We start from the raw sequence: 16,518 nt of genomic DNA, 5'->3' as shown, positions 1-16,518 counted from the left end.
TGGGTATGCATGCAACCCACCCCCCCCCCCCCCCCCCCCCCCCCCACCCCCCCCCCCCCCCCCCCCCCCCCCCCCCCCCCCCCCCCCCCCCCCCCCCGGACCCGTGCGAGGGGTGCCCCCGAGGGAGCCCCGCCCGTCCTCAGGTGACGGAGGCCATCCGGACCGGTTCGACGCCCTCGGCGCTGTGGCGCTCGGCCCAGTTCTCCAAGGACATCCGGCAGGCATGGTCGAGGTGGCGCAACCCGGCCAGGTGCAGTTCGATCGGCCGGTCCTGCGGCAGGGCCTCAAGGGTGTCGAGGATCTTCGGCAGCCGCAGGAACGTGGCGTTGCCGGTCAGGTGCGCCTGGATCGGGCCGGCGCCCTTGTCGATCACGTCGACGCGTACATGCGAGGTCTCCCACGCCGTCTTGGCCACGGCCAGGGCCAGGCCGATGAGCACGCCCTCGAACATGCTCACCGCGACGATCGCCACCGCGGTGACGGCCAGGATCAGCGCCTCGCCCCGGTGTTCACGCCACAGCGTCCCCAACTGCCGTACGGGCACGAGCTTGCAGCCGGAGTACACCAGGACGCCCGCGAGCGCCGCGAGCGGGATGACGCCGAGCGCGGCGGGCAGCAGTGCGGCGAAGAGCAGCAGCCACAGGCCGTGCATCACGCGCGACGCCTTCGTGCGCGCACCGGCCTGCACGTTGGCGGCACTGCGGACGATCACCGCGGTCATCGGCAGCGCGCCGAGCAGCCCGCAGACCGTGTTGCCGGCGCCCTGCGCCATCAGTTCCTTGTCGTAGTCGGTCTTCGGCCCGTCGTGCAGCCGGTCCACCGCGGCCGCGCTGAACAGCGACTCCGCCGACGCGATCAGCGTGAACGCGAGCACGGTACCGACCACGCCCATGCCGGCGAGCCGGTCGAGGTCCCCCAGGCCCGGCGGCTGGACCGCCTCCAGCAGGCCCTGTACCTCGACCTTGGCCACGGGCAGTTGGAAGGCGGCCGAGACGGCGGTCGCCAGCGCGACGGCCGCCAGCGGCGCGGGCACGACCTGCACGGCCTTCGGCAGCCTCTTCCACAGCACGAGGACCGCGATCGTGCCCGCACCCAGCCCGAAGGCCGTCAGCGCGGTGTCGGAACCCACGGTGGCGACGAGCATGCCGGGCAGCCCCGCGATCTTGTCGATACCGCTGGACGGGGCCTTGGTGTCGGCCATGGCGTACAGCTGACCGGCGATCAGGACCAGCCCGATCCCGGCGAGCATGCCCTCGACGACGGCCACGGAGATGGCCCGGAACCAGCGCCCGAGCCGCAGCGCGCCCATGAGCAGCTGGAGCAGGCCCGCGGCGAGCACCAGCACACCGAGCGCCGCAACCCCGTACTCCTGCACGGCTTCGTAGACCAGGACCGTCAGTCCGGCGGCCGGGCCGGAGACCTGCAGGCTGCTGCCCGGCAGCAGCCCGGTGAGCAGTCCGCCGACGATGCCGGTGACCAGGCCGAGTTCGGCCGGCACGCCGGAGGCGACGGCCACGCCGACGCACAGCGGCAGAGCGACGAGGAAGACGACGAGGGAGGCGGCGAAGTCGCGCCGCAGATCGAAGGAACCGGACTTCCCACGGAGGCCGAACAGGGCCGTCCGCTGCCGGTCGGGCGCGCTCACAGCGCGCAGAAGGCGTCGGCGTGCGGCTGGTGGGCCAGCACGGAACCGGTGTGGATCTCGTAGAACCAGCCCTGCAGACCCAGCTGCCCGTCGGCCAGCCGGGCGGCCACGGACGGGTAGCCGCGCAGGCGGTCGAGCTGGTCCAGGACGTGGGACTGCACCGCCTCCGCGATGTCGGGGGTGGTCGCGTCCGTCCCCTCCGGCAGCGGTGTCGCGTGTCCGAGCCAGTCGCGGACCGCGGGCACCGCCGTCAGGTCCTCGCCGCGCAGCATCGCGCCCACCGCACCGCAGTGCGAGTGGCCGCACACGATGATGTCGGCGACGCCGAGAACCTCCACCGCGTACTCGATGGTGGCTGCTTCGCCGGCGGGGTGCGACCCGCCGTGCCGGGGCACGATGTTGCCCGCCGTGCGCAGCTCGAAGAGCTCTCCGGGGCGCGCTCCGGTGATCAGGGACGGAATGACCCGGGAGTCCGAGCAGGTGATGAACAGGGCGTGCGGCGACTGCCCTTCGGCGAGGCGGCTCCACTCCTCGGGCCGCTGCGCGGCCAGTCGGGGGAAGGAGCGGGCATGGTCGATGAGGTGCTTCATGTAAGAGGTGCCTCCTGAGCGCCCTTGGGCGCGTCGGTGTGACGGGAGACCGCATCGGTGTGACGCGGATCGTGAAAGAGGTGAGGGTGTACGGAGCGGGCGCGCGCCCGGCGGGAGGTGGGTGCCGGCACGCGCCGGGAAACGGGGAAACCCCAGGAGTCGCCGCCCGGCGGGGTGTCCGCCCGGACGTGAACCTGAACCCGCGTCTGAACCGCGTACGGAAAGCGTGTACGGGACCGGCGCGACGCGCTCGCGGACCGTGGCTCGCGCTACGTTCCGATCAGCAGCGGAAGACCTGGAGCGCGGCGGGAGATCTGCCACCCGTTGCTCCGGTGTCGCCGTGGCGCACGGCACCGGAGACATCCGGTGCGGCGACGACGGGGACGGCGACGGGTGACGGCACGTCGGAGACCGCCGACGGCGTGTGCACGCCCTCCGGGTCCTGACGGTTACGCGTGGTCCAGTGGTGTCCGGACGCCTCTTCCGGCACTGGAGGGTGATCGCAGGACACGGCGTGTCCACCGGTGCCGGCGGGTTCGGCCGCGTGGGCCTCCGTTCCGCGGGCCCCATGAGCGAACAGCTGGAGGACCAGCAGGGCAGCGGCCAGCATTCCCAGGAGAGCCTGGACCGTTCTGGCTCGTGTCACTACTCGGCTCCTCACAGAGAGTCGGGCTGTACAACGGGTCGGAAGGTGTGCGCGCTGACGGCCTTATTCGGCCAGTGTCCGTTCATGAGTTTAAGGGGACCGGTGTAGGCAGCGGGTTAACTCGCTGTGAACTCAAGCCAGTCCGGGGCACCGGTGCACCCGACCACTTCGCCTCTCTCCCTTACTCCCCGGCCCGTGAGATCAGGGCCACGAACGCGTGGGCGGTCTTTCGCACATGCAACATCGCCAGCGGCACGGCTTTCCCTCCTTGTATCGATCCGGGCGCCCCACCCTACTCGACTCGATAATGGATGTCATTTCCATTCACGCTTGATGCGTGACCCGGATCACACCTCACCGTCGGAACTCGGCCCGCCCCGCGTCCGACTCCCTGTGCGGCACGGCAGCGGGCTGAGCCACGCACCTTCTCGACATCGCCGCATCGGGAGGCCCACGTGACCACCGAACAACCTCTCGCGTCGAGCACCGCCGGCGAGGCCCCGGCCCCCGCCGACCCCGGTGGGCAACCGGCGACGGTACGGCGGGCCGGGTGGACCGCCCTTCGTCCGCTGGTGCTGCGCCTGCACTTCTACGCCGGCGTCCTCATCGCGCCCTTCCTCCTCGTCTCCGCGGTCACCGGGCTGCTGTACGCCGGCTCCTTCCAGGCGGAGAAGCTGGTCTACGCACACGAGTTGACGGTCCCGGTCGGTACGCGCGAGCTACCGCTGTCGCGGCAGGTCGCCGAGGCCCGCGAGGCGCATCCACAGGGCAAGATCGCCGCCATACGCCCGGCACCGCAGCCGGGGGCCACCACCCGCGTCCTGCTGTCCGGCGTGCCGGGCGTACCCGAAGACCACCAACTGTCCGTCTTCGTCGACCCGTACACGGGCGAGGCCCGGGGAGCGTTGGAGACCTACGGCGCCACGGGCGCGCTGCCGCTGCGCACCTGGCTCGACGACCTCCACCGCGATCTGCACCTGGGCGAGAACGGCCGGCTCTACAGTGAACTGTCCGCCAGCTGGCTGTGGGTGGTCGCCGGGGGCGGGCTCGCGCTGTGGATCGGCCGCAAGCGGACGGACCGCCGACTGCGGGCCCTCGCCCTGCCGGACCGCGCCGCCACCGGGCGCCGCAGGTCGCTGTCCTGGCACGGCGCGGTCGGGATATGGGCGGCGGCCGGCCTGTTCTTCCTCTCCGCGACCGGCCTGACCTGGTCCACGTACGCCGGGGCGAACATCGACGAGCTCCGCCGGTCCCTTGGGCAGGCGACCCCGACCGTCTCGACGGAGGTGGCCGGGGAGCACGCCCACCACGGCGCCTCCGGAGGAATGGCGGGGATGCCCGGCATGCCCGGGACGGACGGGAAGCAGCGCGGCGAGCCGGGCGGTTCCGCGGCCGGACACGTGGGCGTCGACGAGGTGCTGAAGGCGGCCCGCGCCAAGGGGCTTTCCGACCCGGTCGAGATCGTCCCGCCGCCGGACCAGGGCACCGCCTACGTCGTCAAGCAGATCCAGCGCAGCTGGCCCGAGAAGCAGGACGCCGTCGCCGTGGACCCGGCCACCGGGCAGGTCACCGACGTCTCGCGGTTCGCCGACCACCCCGTTCTGGCCAAGCTCACCCGCTACGGCATCGACCTGCACACCGGCACCCTCTTCGGGCTCGCCAACCAGGCCGCTCTCGCGGCGCTGGCGCTCGCCCTGATCTTCCTGATCCTGTGGGGCTACCGGATGTGGTGGCAGCGACGCCCCACCCGCGACCGCGTCCTGGCCTTGGGGCGCCCGGTCCCGCGCGGCGCGTGGCGTCAGCTCCCGCTGCCGCTGCTGCTGCCGCTCGTACTGGTCGCGGGGGTGGTGGGCTGGGCGGTGCCGCTGCTCGGCGTTTCGCTCGTCGCGTTCCTGGCCGTGGACATCGTCCTCGGCCGGATCGCACGCCACCGCGTACCGCCCTCCGCCAAGTAGCTTTCCACCAAGGACAGTTACCGAACTCCTCGGACGCCGGACGAGCCTTTCGCGCCATCGCGGCCGCCCCTCCCCCGTACGTTGCGGCATGATCGGCAAGGCACCAGGAGACGGTGCGACGACAAGCCGAGGGGGAGGGTCTCATGGACGTCGATGCCGCCGTGTTCGATGTTTTCGGGACGATGACCGACTGGCGTTCCAGCGTGACCGACGCGCTGGCAGCGATCGGCGGCCGGGCCGGTCTGCAGGCGGACTGGCCCGCCGTCACCGACGCCTGGCGGCGCCGCTACCGCCCGGTCCTGCACAGGTTCCTGAACGGAGAGCTGCCCTGGCGACCGCTGGACGAGCTGCACCGGCTCATGCTCGACGAGGTGGTGGCCGAACACGGTCTCACCGCCCTCGGCGACGCCGACCGGCACCAGCTCGTACGGGCCTGGCACCGGCTGAGCCCCTGGCCGGACGCCGCACCCGGCCTGGAGCTGCTCCACGAGACCCGCGTGCTCACCGCGACCCTGTCCAACGGAGGCCTCGGCCTGCTCGCCCGCCTCACCAAACAGGCCGGGCTCCGCTTCGACTGCATCCTGTCGGCCGAGCTGGCCACGTCCTACAAGCCCGACCCACAGGTGTACCTCATGGCCGCCGAGCTGCTCCAAGTGGAGCCGGGGCGCCTCCTGATGGTGGCCTGCCACCCGGACGATCTCGAAGCGGCCGCCGAGGCCGGGCTCCGCACCGCCTACGTCCCGCGCCCGCTGGAGTGGGGGCCGCACGCCGAGCCGGCCGATCCGCCCGCCGGAGTCGACCTCGTCGCCGACGACGTGATCGACCTCGCCCGGAGGCTGGCGGGGACCGGCGCGGAACCGCACCCGTCCGCGCACCGCACCAGCACAGTCGACACATCAGTCTCATGACATCAGCTCCGCGCCCCGGGGCAAGTGACTAGCATTGGCACTTCTGTTGGGGGTCCCTCGCGGCCTTCACCCCCTAGGGAGGAACGCAAGGGTGCGGGTCGAGATCATCGTGGACGGGGACGACGAGGAAGGAAGCTCCTCGACGGCGTCCCTGACGTCCTTGTACCGCTGGCTGGCCCAGGATCCGGAGGTGGCCGACCAGGCCGAGATCTCACTGGACTCGGGTCGGCCCGGGGCCGGTGAAATGGGCGGCGCGTTCGAGGTGATCAACGCGGTGCTCACCCATGGCATCGCCCTCAGCAGCCTTGCGGTGGCCTGCGCCACCTGGCGGTCCAGTCGCCCCACGGCACCCGCCGTGCGGATCGAGATCGACGGTGTCACCGTCACCGTCGAGGACGGCTCGCCTGAGGGCGTACGCCGCATCGTCGACGCCCTGGGAGAACCGTCGGCAGAGCCGCGGACACCGGTGAGCGGGGCCGGGACGGACGCTCAACAGTGACGACCGCGTTGCCCGACCCGGCCGAGTCGCGGGCACTGCTCATCGGCGTCCATGAGTACGCGAGTCTGACCGCCCTGCCGGCCGTCGAGCGCAATCTGGCCGGGCTCAAGCGGGCGTTCATGGATGAGGCGCTGTGGGGACTGCCGGATGCGCACTGCCTCGTGCTGCCCCAGCCGGAGAGCGCCGAGGCGGTGCTCGACACGCTCCACGGCGTCGCCTTGCAAGCCACCGACACCCTGGTCGTCTACTACGCGGGCCATGGCCTCACCGACCCGTACAGCGACGAGCTGTTCCTGGCGCTGCCCGCTTCGGACCAGAAGCGCATGTACCGCGCGCTGCCGTACGAGTGGGTGCGCCGGGCGATTCTCGATCCGCGGGTCAAGGCCCGGCGCAAGGTGGTGATCCTGGACTGCTGCTACAGCGGCCGGGCGCTGCTGGGCGGGATGAGCGGCACCGACCAGGTCGCCGACCGCGCGCTGATCGAGGGCACCTGCCTGATGGCGGCCGCCGCCGAGACCCGTACGGCGCTCTCCCCTCCCGGTGAGGAGTTCACCGCCTTCACCGGCGAATTGATCACCGCCCTGGCCGAGGGCATCCCCGACGGCCCGCCCCTGCTGGACATGCACACCCTGTTCCGGCATCTGCACACCAACCTGGCGGCCAAGTCCAGGCCCCTGCCGCAGCAACGCAACCGCAATACGGGCGGGTCGATCGCGCTGGCCCGCAATCGGGTCCATCTCCGCGAGGAGCCGGTCCTCGGGACGGACTCGGCGCCACCGTCTCCTTCCTCTCCTCCCCCACCGTCGCCTACTGCCTCACCGGCTCCGGCTCCGGCTCCGGCAGCGCCTCCCACCACGAAGGCCGCCGAGCCCGCCCGGACCACCAGGCCCCGGCAGCCGGGCGTGGCACCGCAGACCACCGGCTCCCCCCAGCCCACCGAAGGACCGCGCCCCACCCGGCGCACGCCGGTCGTCGAGCGTCCCGCGCCACCCGGCGAGGACGGCACGCGGCGGGCGCCCATCACCACCCCCTCGCCCGGCCCCCTCAAGGAGGTCGACCGGCCACGGCTCAAGATCGGGCTGGCGGCGGCGCTGGCGGTGCTGCTGGCCGCGGGTATCCCGGCCGTCCTCAGCTGGCTGCCGGACCGGTCCGGCGAGGGCGGCGGCTCCGGTGCCACGTACAACGCCGCGACCAAGGGTGTCGTCAACGCATCGAGCGCACGCGGCGGAACGCTGAAGTTCGCCGGGCAGGAACCCGACTCCTTCGACCCGCAACGCAGTTACTACGGCTTCGTCTGGAACTTCGCCCGCTACTACACCCGTCAGCTGGTGAGCTACGCACCGAAGCCGGGTTCCAAGAGCACCGCACTCACACCGGATCTGGCCACCGACAGAGCCAAGGTCTCCAACGGCGGCAAGACCTACACCTACACCCTGCGCAAGGGGCTGACCTGGGAGGACGGCTCCGCGCTCACGTCCAAGGACATCAAGTACGGCATCGAGCGGATCTGGGCGCAGGACGTCGTCTCCGGAGGCCCGAACCACCTCCAGCAGGCGCTCGACCCCGAGCGCGGGTACCAGGGTCCCTACAAGGACACCACGCGCGACAAACTGGGCCTCAAAGCCGTCAAGACGCCCGACCCCCGCACCATCGTCTTCCAACTGCCCAAGGCGAACAGCGATTTCGAGCATTTGCTGGCCATGACGGCGGCTTCACCGGTGAAGCGGGAAAAGGACACCGAGGCCGAATACGGCAACGCCCCGTTCTCCAGCGGGCCGTACAAATTCCGTTCCTACGCACCGGGCAAATCGGTGGAGCTGGTGCGCAACCCGCACTGGCAGAAGTCCTCCGACCCCATCCGCTCGGGGCTGCCGGACAACATCACGGTGGACTTCGTCAACCAAGGGCAGACCCTGGACGCCGGTCTGCTGAACGGTACGTACGACCTGGCTCTGGGCGGCACGGGGCTCGGCCCGTCCGCCCGGGACCAGGCGATGCAGGACGCAACCCGCAAGAACAACCTCGACAACCCCCTTACCAACGGGGTCCGTTACGCGGCCTTTCCGCAGTCGGTCAAACCGATGGACAACGAGCACTGCCGCAAAGCCGTCGTCTACGCGACCGACCACAGGGCGCTGCAGGCCGCGTTCGGGGGTGCCGTGGAAGGCGACGTCGCCCCGAACCTGCTGCCGCCTCCATTCGCCGGCTCGGACCCCGCGTACGACCCCTACGGTGTGCGCAAGAACGGCGGCAGGCCGGATGTGGACAAGGCCAGGGAGGAACTGAAGAAATGCGGCCGCCCGGAGGGGTTCACCACGCATATGGCGGCGCGCGGTGACCTGCCGGAGGAACTGAACGCCGCGGAAGCCCTCCAGGAATCACTGAAGAAGGCGGGAATCACCACCCAGATCGATCGGCTCCACGGAACACAGGAGATCGCGATGGCCGGTTCGCCGGCGGTCGTACGGAAGAACGGCTACGGCATCGTCCTGAGGGGCTGGAGCGCCGACTTCCCGACCGGGCAGTCGTTCTGGCAGCCACTGGTCGACAGCAGATTCATCATGCCGAGCGGCAACTACAACATCTCCCAGGTCGATGCCCCGTCCATCGACAAGGCCCTCGACTCGGCGATCGCCGGGACCCGACCGGAGTCGGCCGCCTCGTTGTACGCGATGGTCAACCGCTCGGTCGCCGAGTCCGCCTACTATCTGCCGTTCGTCTACGAAAAGGCCGTCACCTGGCGGAGCCCCCGCCTGACCAACGTCTACATCTCGAACGTCTACGGCGCCTACGACTTCGCCCGGCTCGGCGTCAAGGAGCCGTAGTCTTGCCGCCCTTGGGGAACCGGGGCCGACGCGGTCGGCGTAATACAGACGCGGCGGCGCTGGCGCGCGGCGCGGGGACCGTGCGCCCTGACGTGAGACGGGCCTCCGCGGATAAGGTGAACAGGCATCGGGGGGACCGCGGGCCCGCTACGGGCCTGCGGCGCTGGTGAGGGAGGGGCTGCTGTGGACGGCGGCACGGTGGGGCTGCGGATCGCGTCGGCGGTGGTCGTACCCCTGCTCAAGAAGCTGCTGCTGCCGCCCGCGAAAGCGCCGGGGGCGGAGTTCGGCGAACGTCCGATCCCGATCCGGCGGCTGGTGTCCTTCGCCAAGGAGCACCGCACCCTCACCGAGGACGATCTGCACAAGATCGCCCGCGAGCTGGTCCGCCGCGCCGTGCGGGCCGCCGGGCCGCACGATCCGCCGGTCGGCGCCGACGAGCACGACGCGGTCGGGCAGGCGCTGACCCGCACCCTGCACGCCCTCGGCGACCTCGACATGGACGATGTGCACGCCTTCGCCCTCGGGCCCGAACGGCTGGCCGCGGAGCTGTCCAGGGTCGCGGGCCCCAGCACCCGCCGGCTCCTCAGCGACGACGCCGCCCGCTTCCACGACCGGCTGCTGGAGACGGCCTGCGTCCATCTGGTGCGCTTCTTCAGCCAGCAACCGGGCTTCGCGGCCCGCGCCCAGATCGAGCAGAGCCGCGAGATCCGCGAGCAGAGCGAGAAGCTGGACCGGATTCTGCGGCGGCTGCCGGACATCAGCCGGCAGGACACGGAGTTCGAGGAGGAGTACGCGCGCTATGTCGTCGAGTGCCACGGCCGGCTGACGATCTACGGCGTCGATCTGCGCGAACCGGACGGCCAGGACTGGCCGTTGGAGACGGCCTATCTGAGCCTGGAGGCCATGCCGTACCGCGGCGGGGCCGACCCGATTCCGGTCGCGAACGGCGGGCCGGGCACCGACCGGGACGTGGAGGCCGAACGGGCCGCGGGCCCGGCCGACGCGGTGTTCGCCAGCCATGAGCGGGCGCTGCTGCGCGGGGTGGCGGGCACCGGCAAGACGACCCTGGTGCAGTGGCTGGCGATCACCACGGCGCAGCAGGACCGGGTGCCCGGCGGCCTGTCGCAGCTGCTCGGGCGCGTCCCGTTCGTGCTGCCGTTACGCACCCTGGCGCGCAAGGACGCCGAACTGCCGATGCCCGAGGACTTCCTGCGCTGGATCGGCTGTCCGCTGGTGGGCACCCAGCCCGAGGGGTGGGCGGCGCGGGTTCTCCAGCACGGCCGCGGGGTGCTGCTGATCGACGGGGCCGACGAGATCCCGAAGGACGACCGGACCCGCGCCCGGGCGTGGATCAGGAAGCTGCTCGCCGTCTTCCCCGGCAATCTGTGGCTGCTCACCACCCGCCCGTCCGCCCTGGAGCGGGGCTGGCTCGGGCGCGAGGGCTTCGAGGAGTTCACGCTCACCGCGATGCGGCCCGCCGACATGAAGCAGTTCATCCGGCGCTGGCACACGGCTGCCGGGGCGTCGCACGAGCTCGGTGAGTCGCTCACGCTGTCGCTGCGCAGCAGCCCCGAGCTGAGCCGGCTGGCGACCAACCCGCTGATGTGCGGCCTGATCTGCGCCCTGCACCGCGAGCGCCGCGGCTTTCTGCCCCAGGGCCGCGCCTCCCTGTACGAGGCGGCGCTCTCCATGCTCCTGGAGCGCCGCGACCTGGAGCGCGAGGTGTACGGCCGCAGCCGTAGGCCGGAGCTGGACGAGAAGGCGGCCACGGAGCCGTTGCAGAAACTCGCGTACTGGCTGATCCGCAACGAGCGGACGCAGCTGGACTGGCCGGACGCGGTGGACGTGGTGCGGCGGCTGCAGCCCTCCGTGCCCCGGCTGGCCGAGGTCGGGACGGCCGAGGAGGCCTTGCAGCACCTCCTGGAGCGGTCCGGTCTGCTGCGCGAACCCGCCTCCGGCGCCGTGGACTTCATCCATCGGACCTTCCAGGACTTTCTGGGCGCCAAGGCCGTGCTGGAGGAGCGCGATATGGGCATGCTGGTGAACAATGCACACTTGGACCAGTGGGAGGACGTGGTGCAGATGGCCGTCGCACAGGCCCGTCACCAAGAGCGCGCCGACCTGCTGACGCGCCTGCGGGAGCGCGGGGACCGGGAGAAGGACGCCGCGGTGCAGGCGAGGCTGCGGCTCCTGGCACTGGCATCGCTGGAGCAGGCCACCCGCCTGGAGCCGACCGTGCGCCAGGCCATCGAGGACCGGGCCGCCCGGATGGTGCCGCCGCGCAGTCTGCGCGAGGCCAGGTCGCTGGCGCGTACCGGTCCGCTGCTGCTGGGCCTGCTGCCCCGGGCGGGGGATCTGGCCGGCGACGAGGAGCTGGCCACCGTCCACGCGATATGCCAGATCGGCGGGGACGCCGCCATTCCCAGGCTCCGGGAGTTCCTGGGCACCGACCAGGCCGCCGTACGCGCTCAACTCCTCGGCCACTGGGACCGGTTCGACACGGACGTGTACGCCGAGGAGATCGTGCGCCCCCTGCTCGAAGCCGCCCCCGAGGAGGCCGTCACCGTACGCTCGCGCGCCGAGCTTGACGCCCTGCGCACCATGTCGGGCTATCAGCGCGTGGGACTTCACGGCGACTTCAGCCCCGAGGAGATCCGCTCCGCGCTCGACCCGCGCCGGCTGCGCGAGCTGCGGCTGCGCAACACCCTGCAGCTGGAGGATCTCGATCTGCTCTCCGCCTACCCCGGGCTCGAAACGCTCGTCCTGCAGGGGTGCCGGAACGTGAAGGATCCCGAGCCGCTGACCCGGCTGCCGCGCCTGCAGCGGCTGGAACTGCGGGACCTGCCGCAGTTCGAGCCACTGCTGGAACTGGCGGACTGCCCACGGCTGGAGGGTCTCCTGGTAGGCCCGGAGGTACCCTGGCGCGGTCTGCCCGACCTGCCGCGCGCCGCCGAGCTGCGCCTGCTGTCGCTGCCGCCGGCCGCTGCCCAGATGGCGGGCATCGTGGCCTGCCGGGGGCTTGAGGAGCTGCGGCTCCAGGACGCCAGCGAGCGCCTGACGCCGGACGAATGGGGCTCGCTCATCGGCGAGTTGCCGAATCTGCGCAAGCTGACCCTCTCCCCGCAGCAGCTGAGCATGCTGCTGTTCGCGCCGCGCACCCAGATCCCGCAGGTCACCCACCTGGACGTGCGGGCCAGGGCCGGTTCGGCGGTACCGCTGCGGCGGATCGCGCTGCGCCTTCCGGGGCTTGAGGAGATCCATCTGTCGCAGGTCGCGGAGCTCGATCTGGCCTCGCTGGCCGGGCTGCGCCGGCTGCGCCGGGTCCGGCTCGCCTACCCGGGAGAGGTCCGTGGGGCGGACGCGCTTGCGGAGAGCGTCGAGCTCGAGATCTATCCGCACCCCTGACGCGCCGTCGATGCGCCGTCGCCGCGCCCCCAGACGCCGGGCGTGCCACCGCTCGCGCCCCGCGTACGCCGCCGGTTCCCGCGGTCACAACCAGGTGACGCAGTGTGGCGTTCGCCTGGCGGGCGGTTTGCGGCGCCTGTAAGTTCTATGACTCCAGGCGTGGTTGATACGGATGTCAAGCGGCTGATTTCTTGGGGGAACGGTGCCGCCCGCCTCCGAGGTTACGGCTGTCTGGCAGCCACGGACGACGGAGGCAGGACGCAGCCAGATGCGCATATGGGAAGGGTCACCGCTCTATGGCCGGGACCCGCTGCTGCGCTCGCTCATCCCCCGGCTCACGGGCCTGGCCTACGACGAGAGGTCCCGGACGGCCCGGGAGCATGCGGGCGACCTGCCCGTGGTGCTGCTGACGGGGCACCACGGCATGGGGCGCAGCGCCGTCCTCGAGGAACTCGCGGCGCGCTACGCGGGCCGGCTGCCCGTCGCCCACGTCCAGGCGGTGGCGGCGGAATCCGACGCGGTCCGGCCGGTCCCGTCCGACGGCACGGCCGTCGCCTCGACGTGCGTGGAGATCCTCACCGAGCTGGTGTGCGGGCTCGCGCCGGCGCTGCGTCGGCGCTTCCCCGTGCTGCTGCCGGGGCTGTTCGCGGTCTCCGGCTGGCGGCACGGCAACGGCGAGCAGCGGGACGCGGTGTGCCTGCGCTACGCCCGGCTGCTGCTCGCCTGCCGCCTCGCCACCGGGAACGAGAACGCCCTGCGGCAGGCCTGGGCCACCGCCGTCGAGGGCCGTGTGGAGGGGGCGGTCGACGCGGCGGGGAGCCGGGGCCCGGTCACCGGCGCCGTGGTGGCGGAGTACGCCGACCGGTACCGTCCGGCCGCGGCCGTGGAGTGGTACCGGCGGCGGTTTCCGCCGGGGGCGGAGGGCCAGGATCCGCTGGTGCTCCTCGGGGAGTGGTTCCAGCAGGGCGGCGACTACCGGCACGCGGCCGAGCAGAGCCTGATGGCCGCCTTCCTGCGCGATGTCTCCGCCTCGTACGGCAGGCTGCAGCGCTGGAACCGCGAGCCCTGGCCGCTCATCCTGCTGGACGACGCGCACTGCGCCGCGGGGCAGGACTTCCTCGAACTGCTCCTGGAACACCGGGCGGGGCCCTCCCGCGCCGAACGCGAGGAGCTGGTCGTCGTGGCCACCCGGCTCGGCGGCTTACCGGAGAGCGCGTCCGCGGCGGTCCGCCGCGCCCTGCCCGACCTGGTGAAGTCCTCCGGCTGGGAGCGCAAGGGCCTCGCCCCGTCCGCCGGGCTGCTCGCCGTGCCCCTCACCCCGCTGAACCGCGACGACATCCTGCCCCTGCTGGTGCCGGACCGGCCGGCCCGGCCGCTCCACCCGTATCTGGCCACCGCCGTGCACTCCCTGACCGGGGGGCACCCCGCGGCGGCCACGGTGCTGTGCGCGGCGGTGCTGGACGCGACGGAGCGGGGCGTCGAGGTGGCACCGCGCGACCTGCTGGAGTTGACCGCGCCGGACGGCCGCCCCGTCACCGAAGCGCTCCTGGAGCGGCTGCTGCCCAACCGGCGCCAGCGCGACCGGCTGACCCTGCTCTCGCTCGCCCGCGACAGCACGGCCGCGGAGGCGCTGGCCGGCCATCTGCGGCTGCAGGGCCCCGATCAGCTGCCCGCCAACTCCGCCACCGACTACCTCGAAGAGCAGCAGTGGCAGCAGTTCACCCCGCCGGACCGGCCGCTGGTCGGCGACGCCCTGCTGCAGACGCTGCTGGTGCACGAGGCGCGCCGCACCTCGCGGGGGGCCGATGACGGCCGCGGCTGGCAGGAGATCCACCGCTTTCTGCGGATGCACCACGCCCAGCGCGGGGAGAGCGGGGAGGCGGACGCGCTGCGGCACACGCTCGCGGCCGGGAACGCCGAGACGGTGGTGGCCACCCTGGCCGAGGAGTTCCAGTCGGAGCAGGACGAGCAGGGCGCCGCGCACTGGCTGCGGTGTCTGCAGTACGCCGCCACCGCCCCCACACCGCCCGCCGGGGAGTGGACCGACGTGCGCATGCAGGTCGCGCTGGGCGCGCACGACGCCCGGTACGCGGACCTGCACGAGGTCGAGCGCTGCGTCAACCGGCTGTTGCACGCCCTGTGGCATGTGTCCGAGCCGTATGCGGAGCCGGACCCCGATATGTGCAAGGCGGTCGGCGAGGAGCTGGCGTACCTCTCGCCGCGGCACCCGTCCTGGCACGCCGTCCTCGGCCAGGCCGCCCGCAGCTGGCCTGCGGCGGCACGGAAGAGGCGCCCCTTCCCCCTCCCCGGTCAGTGAGGAAGCATGCTGGTCCGTCTGTTCCGACGTCATCCCCGTGAGTGGGGGCCCATCGAGTGGCTGGCCGCCTTCGGACTCGGCGTGCTGACCGCCCTCGTGATCTTCTCCGTCGTCCGCCTGGTGCGGGGTCCGGGGCGGTGCGGTGGCGATCTGCAGGACATCGGCGGAGACTGTGTGGGCGTCACCGCGGGCGCCTTCGAAGCGGACCCGGGCATCGCCGGTCTCATCGAGGCGGTGGCGGACGAGAACGCCCGGGTGCGGCAGGGCTGGGAGGACCCGCCGAGCGGCCCCAGGATCCCGTACGTGCGGATCGCGCTGATGATGCCCTTCACCGCGGACGACCACAGCGCGATGACAACGGACATGATCCGTCGCGGACTTGCCGGTGCGCTGGCCGCACAGCGGCAGGCCAACCGCTTCGCCGGACCGCACTACCAACTGCTGCTCGCCCCCGACGGCCGGAACCTCGACGCGTGGCAGCCCGTCGTCCAGCGGCTCGCCGAGCTGGCCAAGGACACCCGGGCGCCGCTGGTCGGGGTGACCGGCATACCGAGCAGCACGCCGGAGACCCGCAGGACGATCGCCGCACTCAGCGAGCACCGCATCCCCACCGTCGGCCCGGTGATCACCGCGGCCAACATGAACTCCCGTTACTTCTTCAAGACCTCGCCGAACAACGACCAGTTCGCCCGCGCCCTCGCGCTCTACCTGGACACCAAGCCGGGCAAGCACAAGGGGTTCCTGGTCTGGGACAACCGCGAGGAGGACGTCTACTCCAAGAACCTGCGCGCCGTCTTCGACAAGTACTTCGGCACGGGGTACGACCTGTCCAACCACCATTCGAACTTCACCGGCTCGTCCGGCACCGACAAGGGCATCCCCCAGCGGTTCACCGACGCCGTGCAGAAGATCTGCAGCGAGAAGTCCGACACCGTCTTCTTCGCCGGACGCGACCAGGACCTGCCCGCGTTCGTCGAGCGCCTGGCCCAGGAGGGCAGTTGCGGGCGCACCACGAAGCTGCGCGTGCTGAAGGTCGGCATCGGCCTGGAGCCCACGCTCACCGCGGACGCGCCCACGCGGTGGCTGAACGAGGCGCAGGCCGCGATCGTCGACGCGTCCTCCGTCGATCCGGCCTGGTGGGGCGGGAAGGACAAGCCCGCGAAGGCGCTCGGCCGCTTCCTCGACCGCTTCGAGGAGCTCGACAAGGAGTACGAGCTGGGTGCCAAGCCGCTCGACGACGGCTACGCCGTGATGTACCACGACGCCTTCACCCTGCTCGCCGACGCCGTGGACCGCACCTTCAGCGAGATCAACGAGGGCGGGAAGCAGACCCCGGACGCGCTCCGCATCCCCTCGAAGGACGACGTCTACAACACCCTGGTCATTCCGAGCATCGCCGGTGACAGCTGCAACTCCTGTCTGGTCGGCGCCGCGGGCACCTATGGTTTCGAGGGCCCGGGCAAGAACGACCAGTGGGCGGTGTGCAAGCCGGTACCCGTCGTGGAGTACCCGGTGCCCGCCCGGCCCGGCAACCAGAGCCCGCTCCCCCTCTACCGCACCTACCGCGACGGCGCCAAGGACACCTGCCCCGCCTTCTGAGGCCGCACCGGCCCGCCCCGGTACGCGCCGGGGCGGAGCGCCGCGGCGCGGAGGGTGACCGTAGGCGGAACCGGCGCGGCCGACCTACGGTGGGGTGAGAACGCCCCACCAGGGGCGACGGCAGATCAC

At 71.9% G+C, this 16,518-nt stretch carries 10 protein-coding genes; 7 read left to right on the top strand and 3 right to left on the bottom strand.

The genetic code is table 11. The features are described 5' to 3' along the window. Window positions 1-139: 139 nt before the first annotated feature. The 3 genes from AC0680_RS02845 to AC0680_RS02835 form a co-directional block, all read right to left on the bottom strand. Complete coding sequence (locus AC0680_RS02845) at window positions 140-1,615, bottom strand: SulP family inorganic anion transporter (RefSeq protein ID WP_478624479.1); 1,476 nt, start codon at window positions 1,613-1,615, stop codon at window positions 140-142. 26 nt (window positions 1,616-1,641) lie between these two features. Further along, a complete protein-coding gene (locus AC0680_RS02840) occupies window positions 1,642-2,235 on the bottom strand; it encodes a carbonic anhydrase (RefSeq protein WP_478624372.1) in 594 nt (197 codons plus the stop codon). A 280-nt stretch (window positions 2,236-2,515) separates the two neighbouring features. Then, window positions 2,516-2,881 carry a hypothetical protein gene (locus AC0680_RS02835; RefSeq protein WP_478624370.1) on the bottom strand — a complete coding sequence of 122 codons (366 nt, stop codon included), beginning with the start codon at window positions 2,879-2,881 and terminating at the stop codon, window positions 2,516-2,518. A 455-nt stretch (window positions 2,882-3,336) separates the two neighbouring features. On the opposite strand from AC0680_RS02835, the gene AC0680_RS02830 reads away from it, so the two are divergent. From AC0680_RS02830 to AC0680_RS02800, 7 genes are all read left to right on the top strand, one after another. Beyond that, window positions 3,337-4,836: a PepSY-associated TM helix domain-containing protein gene (locus AC0680_RS02830; protein ID WP_478624369.1), complete on the top strand. Its 1,500-nt coding sequence runs from the start codon at window positions 3,337-3,339 to the stop codon at window positions 4,834-4,836. A gap of 143 nt (window positions 4,837-4,979) precedes the next feature. Then, a complete protein-coding gene (locus AC0680_RS02825; RefSeq protein ID WP_478624368.1) occupies window positions 4,980-5,744 on the top strand; it encodes a haloacid dehalogenase type II in 765 nt (254 codons plus the stop codon). A 91-nt stretch (window positions 5,745-5,835) separates the two neighbouring features. Further along, entirely contained in the window at window positions 5,836-6,243 is a 408-nt protein-coding gene (locus AC0680_RS02820; protein ID WP_478624366.1) for an effector-associated constant component EACC1, read from the top strand. Further along, window positions 6,240-9,068 (top strand): caspase, EACC1-associated type, encoded by a 2,829-nt coding sequence (locus tag AC0680_RS02815; RefSeq protein WP_478624364.1) that lies wholly within the window; start codon window positions 6,240-6,242, stop codon window positions 9,066-9,068. Before AC0680_RS02820 ends, AC0680_RS02815 begins: the two co-directional genes overlap by 4 nt. Before the next feature lie 183 nt (window positions 9,069-9,251). Next, window positions 9,252-12,473: an NACHT domain-containing protein gene (locus AC0680_RS02810; protein WP_478624362.1), complete on the top strand. Its 3,222-nt coding sequence runs from the start codon at window positions 9,252-9,254 to the stop codon at window positions 12,471-12,473. A 268-nt stretch (window positions 12,474-12,741) separates the two neighbouring features. Further along, window positions 12,742-14,790 (top strand): ATP-binding protein, encoded by a 2,049-nt coding sequence (locus AC0680_RS02805; RefSeq protein ID WP_478624360.1) that lies wholly within the window; start codon window positions 12,742-12,744, stop codon window positions 14,788-14,790. Window positions 14,791-14,796: 6 nt separating this feature from the next. Continuing rightward, complete coding sequence (locus tag AC0680_RS02800; protein WP_478624358.1) at window positions 14,797-16,389, top strand: ABC transporter substrate-binding protein; 1,593 nt, start codon at window positions 14,797-14,799, stop codon at window positions 16,387-16,389. Window positions 16,390-16,518: the final 129 nt, after the last annotated feature.

Source organism: Streptomyces sp. NPDC043738 (assembly GCF_056436545.1).
The sequence above is the reverse complement of the archived record's forward strand: the minus strand, read 5'-3'. Positions and strand labels throughout refer to the sequence as shown.